Source organism: Candidatus Peregrinibacteria bacterium, from assembly GCA_016699755.1.
Taxonomy (GTDB): Bacteria; Patescibacteriota; Gracilibacteria; order CAIRYL01.
This window is the reverse complement of sequence record CP065009.1, coordinates 159,248-170,837: the sequence shown is the minus strand read 5'-3', so window position 1 is coordinate 170,837 and position 11,590 is coordinate 159,248. Positions and strand designations below refer to the sequence as shown.

Below are 11,590 nucleotides of genomic sequence, written 5' to 3'. Positions count from 1 at the left end.
ATTTTTTCGTTTTTTGGAAAAAATATATCGAACAGAAAAATTGCGCGACACACTTTTTTTTTCTTATGATACAAGGGAATATTTTATTTTTATGTATTATGCAGAAAGAGGAGATTTTGCAAGTGGCGCTTCGAATGCTTTCTCGAAAAATGCAAAGCGAAGGAGAACTCCGAAAAAAACTGTCGCGAATGTTTCCCGAAAACGAAAAGGAACAGGAAGAAGTTCTCTCGGAATGCAGACGACTCAAGCTGATAGATGACGAGAAATTTGCCAGAGAGTATGTTCAATATCGCCAACACACTTCGCCTCGAAGCGCATTCTTTCTTCAGTGTGAGCTAGAAAATCGGGGCATACTATCAGAACTTGCACACCGCGTAGCACAAGAAGAAGATGATGAACAAACAGCAAGAGATCTCGTGCAACGAAAAATGAGGGTGATCAAAGTAATCGATCAAAAAGAACAGGAGAAAATCATCCGTTTTTTAAGAAGTCGTGGATTTTCTTTCTCCACAATACAAAAAGCCATTTCTTGTGAAGAGCAAGGAGAAATACTTTAAAAAATAAAGAGAATATTCTACGCTCAGTGTTGATTTTTGAAAGAAAAATGCTATTTGACCGAGAAAGATTTGAAAGAAAATTTGAAAATCAAAATCTGAAAATCGCCTTCATTGGAATGTCAAATATCGGAAAGAGTTTTCGAACCGAACAGCTTCAGCGCTTAAAAAATATGCAGTCTTCATCAATAGACAATAGCATTGCAGAACAGATGAAAAAAGAAGGTATGGCAGGTATGGTGGAATGGATGGGATACCCTTTTGAGAAAAAGTACAAAGAAGCAGAAAAGGAGTATTTAGAACTCGAGAACAAAATAACCATCGGAAGAATTCCAGAGGGAAAAAACTATGTGCTCGATACCACAGGAAGCTTTGTTTACTTAGAACCAGAAACTATTTCGTTTGTTCAGGAGAATTTTCTTGTGGTCAATTTGGACTGTTCAGAAATGATGCTCAGGGTAATGATTGAAGAGTTCTTTCTTATGCCAAAGACAATTATCTGGGGAGATTTTTTTGAAAAACAAGATGGCGAAAGGGAAATTGATGCATTGCGACGTTGCTATCCGGCACTCCTAAGAGATCGGATTCATCGCTATCGCAAGCTTGCAGACATAAATATCCCTGGAGAAATTTCTCGAGACGAAAGAATTTCTCCAGAGCGATTTTGGGAAATTCTCCTCTACACTCTCCCAAAAACTATTTTATGAAAGCCAGTCCCCTCTTTGTCTGCCACAACGGTATTCTTCTCGAAAAAAATGAAGTGCATATCTCTCCATTTGATCACGGTTTTCTTTACGGAGACGGCATTTACGAAACACTCCTCTTCCAGAACGAAACTCTTTTTCATGTCGCCGCGCATTTAAGCCGGCTCCAACAATCTGCCGAAAAACTCCGCATTCCTATTCCTTGGGGCAAGGAAGAATTGGAACAGTGGGCAAAAGAAGTTGTGGTAAAAAATCATCTCTCAAAAGCACGAGTACGCATAAGCATTACGCGAGGTGAAAACAACTTCTGCTTCTCTGGTGCAAAGCATCCTACGCTTCTCATTACTGCAGGTGCTTTGATGGATTATTCTGAGTACAAAAAGGAAGGAGTGCGAGTAGCAGTTCTTCCAGAAATTTTCCGCATACTTCCAGAAGCAAAAACTATGAGTCTTCTTCCGATGATTCTCGCAAAACAAAAAATGGAAGATGAAGGTGCTTTTGAATGTCTCTTTCTCAATCGGGAAGGATTGATAACCGAAGGATCTATCTCGAATGTTCTTTTCCGAAAAGGAGACAAGGTTTTTGTAGTGCCAGAGCATCTCGCACTTTCGGGAACCATGCAGAAACGAGTTGTCACTCTCCTTGAAAAATCAAGCACGAATATTCAAGAAAGAGAATTTACTCTTTCTGACATTCAAAACGCGGACGAGGCAATTCTTACAAACTCACTCTTTGGGATCTTGCCCATACGATCTATTTGCGCAAAACAAATTCCCAATTGCATAGGGGAACTCTTCCGAGAACTTTCGGCAAAAATATTCTTACCGGAGGAGTGTACCAATTCCCAAAAAACCAAGCACCCCTAAATCATCTTTGGAAACATTTTTATTGCGAAATGATGTGATCTATCATCACGCCATTATCGAAACAGAAAAACATATTTCCCATACCCCTCTTTTCTAAGATCTTCCTTTGGTACAAATCGAAGCGCGGCAGAATTCATGCAATAGCGCAATCCCGTTGGCTGAGGACCGTCGGAAAACACGTGTCCCAAATGAGAATCGGCAAGACGACTTCGTACTTCTGTTCGTACAGAAAAAAAGGATCTATCGTTGCGAGTGGTAATACTTGCCCCAGAAATTGGACGAGTAAAACTTGGCCAACCGGTTCCAGAATCGTATTTATCAAGAGAAGAAAAAAGAGGCTCCCCCGAAACAATGTCTACATAAATCCCTTCTCGTTTTTCATCCCAATATTCGTTCTGAAATGCCTTCTCGGTACTCTCTTTTTGCGTTACACGATACTGCAATGGCGTAAGTTTTTTTTGAAGCTCTTCGTCCGATGGCTTCTGAAAAGAGTCTGTTGAGTCTGTTGATTTTGTCGGATTTTCCTCAACAAATGACCAGTTTGTGTCTTTATTCCATGTTTGGTTTAAAAAATCGTCTCGCCCAGAACGAGAACGGTAAAAATGATAACGAATAGAATTCTTTTTAAAGTAATCCTGATGATACTCTTCTGCCGGATAAAAGGTTGTTGCTGGAAGGATATCGGTAACAATTGGTTTTTCAAAAATGCCAGATGCCATTAATGAGTTACGAGAATCTTCCGCCGCTTTTTTTTGTGCATCGGAATTGTAGAAAATGGCGGATTTATATTGCGCTCCTCGATCAACAAACTGCCCCCCAGAATCGGTAGGATCAACATGTTTCCAAAAATTCTCCAAAAGTGCTTCGTACGAAATTTTTGTGGTGTCATACGTCACAAGTACCGACTCCCTGTGTCCAGTTTTTCCAGCAGAGACCTCTTCATAACTTGGATTTTCTTCTTTTCCTCCGGCATAACCCGAAACAACCGAAAGAACTCCTAGCAGTTTTTCGAAATCTGATTCGGTACACCAAAAGCAACCTCCCGCAAAAATGGCGGTTTCTTGTTGGTTTTGCGGAGTAGTAGCAAGATCTGGAGAAGGTTCTGATAACGACTTTTGACCGGAGATACTGCAAGAAGAAAATGTCATAATTGCCAGGAAAAAGAAAAGAAAGCTCCGAGCATTTCCGAATAAAGGTATCTTTTTCAAATTCATAGAATATCTGGAGAAAGCATCTTTTAGTATACTTTTTTTCTATTCTTTTCCCACTTTTTTTGTGACAAAGGCTTATACATCTAATCCTGATTCCAAATATCGAAAGAAGTCCATTGTCAACACTCTTTTTTTGGGGTAGAATATACGGAAACAAAAACTCATGTTTTTCGAAAATCTCCCTAGCGGTCAAAGCAATATTCGTCCCAGCGCGTCTAGCGTTCGGCGCATTCAAGAAGGTGGAAAAAAGGCAGATGAAATAAAACAAATGCGCGAAAATCACCACAAAAAACTCGAAATGCCACAGGCAGAGGCGCACATAAATGCCGCACTTAACGATTGGCCAGAAAAAGAAGTGGTAAAATCACCAGAACAATACAAAAAACGCCCACTCTCTACTCTCCTCCTCGAATTTTTTCATTCCTTCTTCTCATGATCGACTTTCAAAATTCCGCCGAACTCATCCGGTTTTTGCAGGAATCGGAGCTGACTGAAGAAATGAAGCAAAAGCTTATTCCCATAGCGCAAGTAGCTACGGATGATGACAAGAAAATGATTTACGAAAAAGTCGTTGCGTACAACGTTGAAAAAAGACGTTTGCAAGAAGAACGGCAAAAACTCTTGGAACAACGCGAAAAACTGCTCCAGCAAGAACATTCTCTTTCTCTGCAACAATGAAAATTTTTTGGAAACAACAGATTTCGGGAAATGATTTTCGAGAAACGCGATTGGTGTTTGAAGCGCCAGTAGGAACTCTCGAAAATTCACCACCCGCTACCACAGAAGCAGCAACAAAAACACCAGAAACAATACAGAGGCTCAAAGCCCTGAAAGAAGCGATTCAAAAAGATGGAATCACCGAATCAGAGAGGACGGATCTTGATCGTATTCAGCGCATTGAAACACAACTTACAAACCTTAATGACGCGATGCTGCAGGAAATTGGAAAACTTGAAGAGAAATATGGACTGAACTCTTTGGGTCCGCTCGACAAAATACAAAATTCAGAATTATATAAAACAGTCGCAGAGAAGGTGAAAAACTTTGGTCTCGATCTGTTTAACGACATTCTTAAACCGATTATTTTAAGCCTCACAGGAGGAAAACTTTTCGGAGGCATTGCGAGAAAATTCATACTCGATATTGAAAGCAAAAACTACGAAGACACCATAAAAAAAGTTTTTCCCAATGGATCAGGAGATCTTCTGCAAAATAAAGAAAAAGTTCTCGGATACTGGTCAATAGCAATGAAAAATACTGGAGAAGGACAAACAGCGGAAAGTTTTGAAGAATTTTTAAAAACAAAATTTACATCATCTAAGCAACAGACCCCTTCTCTCACCATGTTTTGTGATACAGAATCGAAAACTCCGGCAGAAGAACAAGACGAAAAAGCAAAAAAGGAATATGAAAAAATTTTTACAGATGCGATTCCAGCAACAGAAATGGACAATCTTTTGAAAATGGCACATACCGGAAATGAAGAACCAGTAAAAGAAAAGATACAGGAAATTGTTTTGAAAAAACTTACAGAAAAGGGGGGAACAAATGAAAGTGAGATAACAAAAAAAGTAACAGAAGTGATGACTGGACTTGTTGAGAAGACAGTAAAAGAACTTGCAAAAAAGGAAATTATGAAAGATCTTCAACTCACTGAAGTAAACATAATATCAGAAACAGAAATGAAAGAATTGAAACTCAAAAATGGAAAAAAACTCGGTTTCACCCTCACCAGAGAAAGTGACAACTGGAAGTTCACCTATCCAGCAAAAGATGATAAAGAAGCTGTTTCCGCAACACTTGCGAGTGGAAAGAATTTGGAAGATCTTTTTGAAACAATGAATAGTGCCAAAAAAACCACAATGCTTACAGGATTCTTTAGTGAAGAAGCAAATCCTTCAGGTGGCGTAGTTGATAAAATCCGAAAAGAACTTGGAATATCAGGATCGTAATTTTATGAACAACCCAACCGTTTTCTCATCGGCAACTGAACAAGCTGCATCCGTGCCAAGCCCGGAGAAAGAGCAGAACTCTAAAAAAACACTTATTTCTGCACGAAAAACGCTCAAATCGGCAAAAAAGTTGCTTCAAGAACTTTCCTCGCTTCTGCAAGAAAATGTGCTTCCACAAAGCGTTACCGAAGCAGAAAAAGCGGTTCTTTCGGAATCGAACACCATGCTCCGCGAAAGTGCGGTGCATCTTTGGGAGATGCTCAAAAGTGCAGGAGAAAGCCCAGAAGAACAAAAAAAGAAAGTCGATGCCGCCAGAGCAAACGTTCACCAAGAATACCAAAAAGCAGTAGGGCAACTCGAACACGCTCTTTCGGAAAGGCTTTCTCCTCTTGAGGAAGAACAAAGAAATATAGAAGCAGAGCTCCACAAGCTCCGCGAAGAATACAAAGCAAAAAGCTCCGTTCTACTCCAACGAAAAAAAGAACTGACCCAACAAACAAAAGAAATTCGCACAGAGAAAAAACAAAAAAAGAGCATTGCCAACGCCGCACGCAAGAAAGCACTCGAAAAAGCCCAACACATTGCCGAAACCGAACTTTCTGCCGATGATCTTGCAAAAACAGAAATGGTAACAGAGAGCGTCAAAACGAATATTCTCCGAGCAAAAGGCGCTCTGCAAACCGCACTCCCCAACGGAATCCCCGTTCTTCAAAAACCTGTTTCTCCATCAACACCATGAAAACCTTTTGGAATACCTTTTCGGCAGAATCACCTTTTTTAGAGAAACGGAGGGTTTTTCAAGATTCCGAAAAACCAAAGACAGAGGAAACACCAGAAGAAAATGCTCTTCTTCAAGAAACACAGCCACTTCTTCATGACCTTGCAGAACGAGTAGAAGCCATGCGAAACATGAGCGAAGGAGAATTCCTTAAAAAAGAAAGAGCTGAACGACTTGCTCTCATTACTGAACCCTCAGCAAAACCGGAAGATATTACTACAGGAAAAGAAATCAATATAAACTTTCACGGAAACAAAGAACTCGAAAGAAGAATTACTGCCGGACAAACACTTCCTGCAACCGTTCAAAAAATAACAGTTACTCATAGAGGAGAACCATCTCAAACCGGAACGCGAAGAGGACTCAGCGGAGAATTTTTTGCAGAAAACGGAGAACGACTCATTATTTTATATGGAACGAAGGTCACTATTGAAACAACACAAACACAGGAGCAAGTACAACAAAAAACAAAAGAAATTGAGGAGAAATCACAATCGTTTGTAAACTCTTATGTTTCGGAGAAAACGGAAAAAGTGACTTTTCAAGAGCGATATGAAGCAATTACAAAAGCCTGTTATAAGCAAGATATCGACCCGAAATATGTGTTTGCCGTTCTTGAGGATGCAGAACAAAAAACCGATATTGAAATAGAAATATTTCTCACAGAAATCCAAAAAGGTATTGATTACTACCGAAGATCAACCGGGAAAAGTGCGATTGAAAACGGAAAACTTACTGCAGATTTTCTTGTCTATCAACATTACGGAAAGCCAGAACTCAACAAGATTTGCAATGAATATGGAATTTCTTCGGGAGATCTTCAAAAAGCAATTCAAAAGAGAGAAGAGCAATGGAAAAACTCTTCAGGAGAATTGATGAAAGATCCTGAATTTCGAACACGATATGCAGAATGTTGCAAAAGAATTGGAGTAAGCGAAAGCGACTTAGCTATTGTAATACAAGCAGAATCAAAATTTAATCCAAGAGCAGTGAACCATATTTCAAATGCGACAGGTCTTATACAATTTATGCCAAGTACTGCTCGTGGACTCGGAACAAGTGTAAGCGCTCTCAGAAATATGTCTGCAACGGAACAACTCACCTATGTGGAAAAATATTTTGCTCCCTACAGAGGCAAGTTACATTCTGCTCACGATCTTTATCTCGCAACTTTTTATCCATACGCTTTGGGAAAAAGTGATAGTTTTCGTTTTGGCTCTGAAAAAAGCGACGCCTATGCCAGAACGGTAGCAAATCAGAATGAAGTTATTTCAAAAGGAGCACCATATATAACAAGACCAATATTCAAGAGTTATGTGGACAGAAAAAGCTTTGCTTAAAAAATGAGTACTGGATCTGAAATACATCGGCAGTTGGAAACACCAGAAGAAACACCAGAACGAGAAGCGCGTCAGAAATTAGAAGAAAAAGTAGGTGGAGTAGATGACGGTTCGAGTCATTTCTCCGATAGTGAAACCCCTAAATCGGAAGGAGAAAAACAACAGGAAAAAGCTATCCAACAACAAGTAGCACCAACGATTCGTGAGGAAGTTCTTTCATCTTCACAAAAAGAGCAATTTCAAAATAAAAGTACTGTTGAATCTGAGGAGAAGGAAGAAAAAGATCTTATCGAGTATCTTTTAAAATACTTTGCTGAATACATTCAAGAAGCACTTCAAGGAAAAACATTTAAAACCGAAGAAGAAAAGCAAGCATTTATACAGCAAGAAACAAAAACTCACTTATCAGAAGCAAAACAAAGAGCGTCCCAAACCCTTGATACCATTGATGACCCCGACACGAAAAAACGGGTTTCAGAATTTGTGAGTGAATACTCAAGCGGAGGAAATATTTCAAAAGACTTTCGTAGCTCCGAGTATATCAATTTTCAAGGGAGCACGTTTGCTATGGTCAACAACGAAGTTCTTCCCGATTTTGCAAAGCTCGCAGTAAGTTATTGGAAAATGACAGGTCAAAAACTTATTATCACGAGTGCATATCGCTCTATAAAACATCAGGAAAAAATTTATGCAACAGCGAGAAAGGGCTATGCCGCTAAACCAGGAAACAGCAATCACAACACCGGACACGCTATCGACCTCCATCCAAACTCATTTCGAAGTGAAAAAATTGGAGGACTCCCTAGTTTTATTGCACTCGCAAAACAATGCAATTTTACAAAACTCGGACACGAAGATTGGCATTTCGATCACGTCACAAAAAGATCTGCTGGCGCAGAACGCATGGCACTTGCACAAAAATGTAATCAAGAAGTTTCTTAAAACAAAACCCTTCATTGTGAATACCATCAAAAATTGTTATACTATTCACGAATATTTCCCAATATCAAATGCCGAAGAAGCCTGCTTCTTTTTTCTCGGGTATCTGGAGAGAAACCATTGACGTACGCGACTTTATCCAAAAAAACTACACACCCTACGAAGGAGGCGAAGATTTTTTGGCAAGTGCCACAAAACGCACGGAAAAAATTTGGAATGCAATAACAAAACTCATTGAAAAAGAGCAGAAAAAAGGTGTGCTCGATATTGATACCAAAACACCATCGGACATTATGAGTCACAAACCCGGATATATCGACAAGAAAAATGAACTTATTGTTGGACTCCAAACAGATAAACCACTGAAACGCGCTATTAAACCAAAAGGCGGTGTTCGGCTCGTGAAAATGGCATGTGAAGCATATGGCTACAAACTCGACCCCGAAGTGGAGCGAATTTTTACGAAGTTTCGCAAAACTCATAATGATGGAGTCTTTGATATTTATACGGATTGGGAAGATTTTCACACACCAGATCACAAACTGCTCCGCAAAAAATCGATTATCACAGGACTCCCTGATAACTACGGGCGCGGACGGATTATTGGAGATTACCGACGTGTTGCGCTCTATGGTGTCGACCGACTCATTCAGGACAAACACGATTTTTCTAACACGTACTTGCGAGAAATGGACGAAGAGTCAATTCGTCGAAGAGAAGAATTGGTTGAGCAAATTCATGCGCTTCAAGAAATGAAAAAGATGGCAGAAGGCTACGGATGTGATATTTCGCGCCCTGCAGAAAATTTTCAAGAAGCCGTTCAATGGACATATTTTGGATACCTCGCGGCGGTAAAAGGGCAAGATGGCGCTGCCATGAGCTTTGGGCGTGTGGATGCATTTTTCGATATTTATGCCGAGCAAGACCTAAGAGCCAAAAAAATAACCGAAGAAGAAGCACAAGAAATTATTGACGATTTCGTTATAAAACTTCGGATTGTACGACATCTTCGACCGCCTGAGTATAACGATTTGTTCGCGGGCGATCCCACATGGATAACCTGTCTTCTCGGCGGACAAGGAATTGACGGACGGACGCTTGTGACCAAAACCACATTCCGAATCCTTCAAACGCTCAAAAATTTGGGACCAGCCCCAGAGCCAAATATTACGATTGCTTGGTCGCCAAAACTTCCACAGAATTTCAAAAAATTCGTCACAGATGTTGCTATTACGAGTTGTGCTCTTCAGTTTGAAAATGATGAGCTCATGCGTCCTCGTTTTGGAGACGATTATGGTATTGCGTGCTGTGTTTCTGCTATGAAACTCGGAAAGGAAATGCAGTTCTTTGGAGCGCGGTGCAATTTGGCAAAACTCCTTCTCTTTGCCCTCAACGAAGGAAAAGATGAAAAAGATGGAAGTCCCGTCGCAGAAAATGTGCCAAAGCTCAAACACGCCGAAGCACTCGATTATGCGGAAGTGCGTCAGGAATTTTCAAAAATGATGGAGTGGCTCGCAAAGAAATATGTGAACACCATGAACGTCATTCATTTTATGCACGATAAATACAATCCCGAATCCGCACAAATGGCATTGCACGACAATGTCATGGATCGAAATATGGCATTTGGTATTGCTGGCTTTTCGGTGGTGATCGATAGTCTTGCCGCCATAAAATATGCAAAAGTAAAAGCAAAACGCGATAAAAATGGCATAACTCAGTCATTTACCATCACAGGAGATTTTCCAAAATACGGAAATGATGATGATCGAGCGGATGAGCTAGGAATAGAAATTGTTCGAGAATTTCTCGGATACCTCCGTCAGCACAAAACCTATAAAGACGCGAAACACACGCTCAGTATTCTCACAATTACCGCGAATGTCGTATATGGACACAAAACTGGTGCTACTCCAGACGGACGCGGTGCTGGAGAACCATTTGCTCCTGGTGCAAATCCTATGCACAACCGCGACGAAAACGGCGCCATTGCTTCACTCAATTCCGTGGCAAAAATTCCGTATGATTATTGTCTTGATGGCATTTCGAATACGTTTTCCATCGTTCCCCAAGGACTCGGAAAAACTCCAGATGAACGAGATAAAAATCTTTCTGCTCTTCTTGATGGCTATTTTACCAAAGGCGGACACCACTTAAACGTGAACGTACTCAATCGAAAAACCTTGCAAGATGCCATGAAGCATCCGGAAAAATATCCGCAGCTCACCATCCGTGTTTCGGGCTATGCCGTGCGATTTGTTCGCCTTACGAAAGAGCAACAGGAAGAAGTGATTTCCCGAACCTTCCATGAGCGATTTTAAGACGCTCCGTCATCCTCCAAATTTGGCACCGCCAAAAGGTGTAGGAGCAGAAAATGCCTGTGAGAATTCGCAATGCGTTCGAAAAGAACATGATACACAAGAAAAAATTGGAAAGATTCACTCCATCGAAAGTCTAGGAACTCTTGACGGACCAGGGATTCGTTTTGTTGTCTTCCTTGCGGGATGCTATTTGCGGTGCAAATTTTGCCACAACATTGATGTGGTTCTCTGCAAAGATCCACTTTTTTTGACTGCGAATGATCTTCTAGAAAAAATTCTTCGAAACAAACCCTATCTCGAAGCGAGCGGAGGAGGAGTTACTGTAAGCGGTGGAGAACCGTTTTATCAAACAGATTTTCTGGAAGAATTTCTTGAAAAGTGCCAAGAAAATGGCATTCATACCGCGGTCGATACGTCACTCAAAACAACTCAGGAGGATTTAGAGCGCATTGCAAAGCACACGGATATTTTTCTCGTAAGCCTGAAACATTTTGATGACAAGACCCATCGTTTTCTGACCGGAAGAGGAAATGTGGATATTCTCGAAAACGTGCGTCACCTTTCAGACATGAAAAAACGCATCTGGTTCCGCTACCTCATTTTACCGGGGTACACCGATACAAAAGAGAATATTGCCGCGCTCATCGATTTCTGCAAAACCGTTCAATTTGAACTCATCGAACTGCTCCCCTACCACGAAATGGGCGTTGCAAAATGGAAAAAAGAAGGAATTGATTACGGCATTCCCGAGGTTCATCCACCATCTCGAAAAAGTATGGAAGATATTCGCACACAACTCGAGAAGGAGGGATTTCAAGTGGTAGTCAATGAATAGAAAAACCCATTTCAAAATCCCATTTTTTCCGCTATGATCGAAAACGAAATACGGAAGAAGAAATATGCTGGAATCACAACAGAAAAGTAG

At 40.6% G+C, this 11,590-nt stretch carries 12 protein-coding genes; 11 read left to right on the top strand and 1 reads right to left on the bottom strand.

All coding sequences use genetic code 11. From position 1 onward, the window contains the following. Nucleotides 1-98: 98 nt before the first annotated feature. From IPN35_00800 to IPN35_00790, 3 genes are read left to right on the top strand one after another with little or no spacing between them, the layout of a single operon-like run. Nucleotides 99-557, top strand: coding sequence for a regulatory protein RecX (locus IPN35_00800; protein ID QQS59414.1), 459 nt, complete (start codon nucleotides 99-101; stop codon nucleotides 555-557). A 47-nt stretch (nucleotides 558-604) separates the two neighbouring features. Beyond that, nucleotides 605-1,261 (top strand): hypothetical protein, encoded by a 657-nt coding sequence (locus IPN35_00795; protein QQS59413.1) that lies wholly within the window; start codon nucleotides 605-607, stop codon nucleotides 1,259-1,261. Then, entirely contained in the window at nucleotides 1,258-2,124 is an 867-nt protein-coding gene (locus IPN35_00790; GenBank protein ID QQS59412.1) for an aminotransferase class IV family protein, read from the top strand. The genes IPN35_00795 and IPN35_00790 overlap by 4 nt, the downstream gene beginning before the upstream one ends. Nucleotides 2,125-2,177: 53 nt before the next feature. Here the strand turns inward: IPN35_00790 and msrB are convergent, their stop codons facing one another. Next, the gene (gene msrB, locus IPN35_00785) at nucleotides 2,178-3,272 is read right to left on the bottom strand and encodes a peptide-methionine (R)-S-oxide reductase MsrB (protein ID QQS59411.1); all 1,095 of its coding nucleotides are present in this window, start codon (nucleotides 3,270-3,272) and stop codon (nucleotides 2,178-2,180) included. A gap of 226 nt (nucleotides 3,273-3,498) precedes the next feature. Here msrB and IPN35_00780 point away from each other — a divergent pair, with 226 nt between their 5' ends. The 8 genes from IPN35_00780 (at nucleotide 3,499) to pflA (ending at nucleotide 11,500) form a co-directional block, all read left to right on the top strand. Next, entirely contained in the window at nucleotides 3,499-3,771 is a 273-nt protein-coding gene (locus IPN35_00780; GenBank protein QQS59410.1) for a hypothetical protein, read from the top strand. Continuing rightward, entirely contained in the window at nucleotides 3,768-4,013 is a 246-nt protein-coding gene (locus IPN35_00775) for a hypothetical protein (protein ID QQS59409.1), read from the top strand. The genes IPN35_00780 and IPN35_00775 overlap by 4 nt, the downstream gene beginning before the upstream one ends. Further along, nucleotides 4,010-5,287, top strand: a complete 1,278-nt coding sequence (locus IPN35_00770; GenBank protein ID QQS59408.1) for a hypothetical protein — start codon at nucleotides 4,010-4,012, stop codon at nucleotides 5,285-5,287. The genes IPN35_00775 and IPN35_00770 overlap by 4 nt, the downstream gene beginning before the upstream one ends. A gap of 4 nt (nucleotides 5,288-5,291) precedes the next feature. Then, on the top strand, nucleotides 5,292-6,026 hold the full coding sequence (locus IPN35_00765; GenBank protein QQS59407.1) for a hypothetical protein: 735 nt from the start codon (nucleotides 5,292-5,294) through the stop codon (nucleotides 6,024-6,026). Beyond that, complete coding sequence (locus IPN35_00760; protein ID QQS59406.1) at nucleotides 6,023-7,405, top strand: transglycosylase SLT domain-containing protein; 1,383 nt, start codon at nucleotides 6,023-6,025, stop codon at nucleotides 7,403-7,405. Before IPN35_00765 ends, IPN35_00760 begins: the two co-directional genes overlap by 4 nt. A gap of 3 nt (nucleotides 7,406-7,408) precedes the next feature. Then, on the top strand, nucleotides 7,409-8,347 hold the full coding sequence (locus IPN35_00755) for a M15 family metallopeptidase (protein ID QQS59405.1): 939 nt from the start codon (nucleotides 7,409-7,411) through the stop codon (nucleotides 8,345-8,347). Nucleotides 8,348-8,415: 68 nt separating this feature from the next. Then, nucleotides 8,416-10,665 carry a formate C-acetyltransferase gene (gene pflB / locus IPN35_00750; protein ID QQS59404.1) on the top strand — a complete coding sequence of 750 codons (2,250 nt, stop codon included), beginning with the start codon at nucleotides 8,416-8,418 and terminating at the stop codon, nucleotides 10,663-10,665. After that, nucleotides 10,652-11,500, top strand: a complete 849-nt coding sequence (gene pflA, locus IPN35_00745; protein QQS59403.1) for a pyruvate formate lyase-activating protein — start codon at nucleotides 10,652-10,654, stop codon at nucleotides 11,498-11,500. Before pflB ends, pflA begins: the two co-directional genes overlap by 14 nt. The last annotated feature ends 90 nt before the right edge of the window (nucleotides 11,501-11,590 follow it).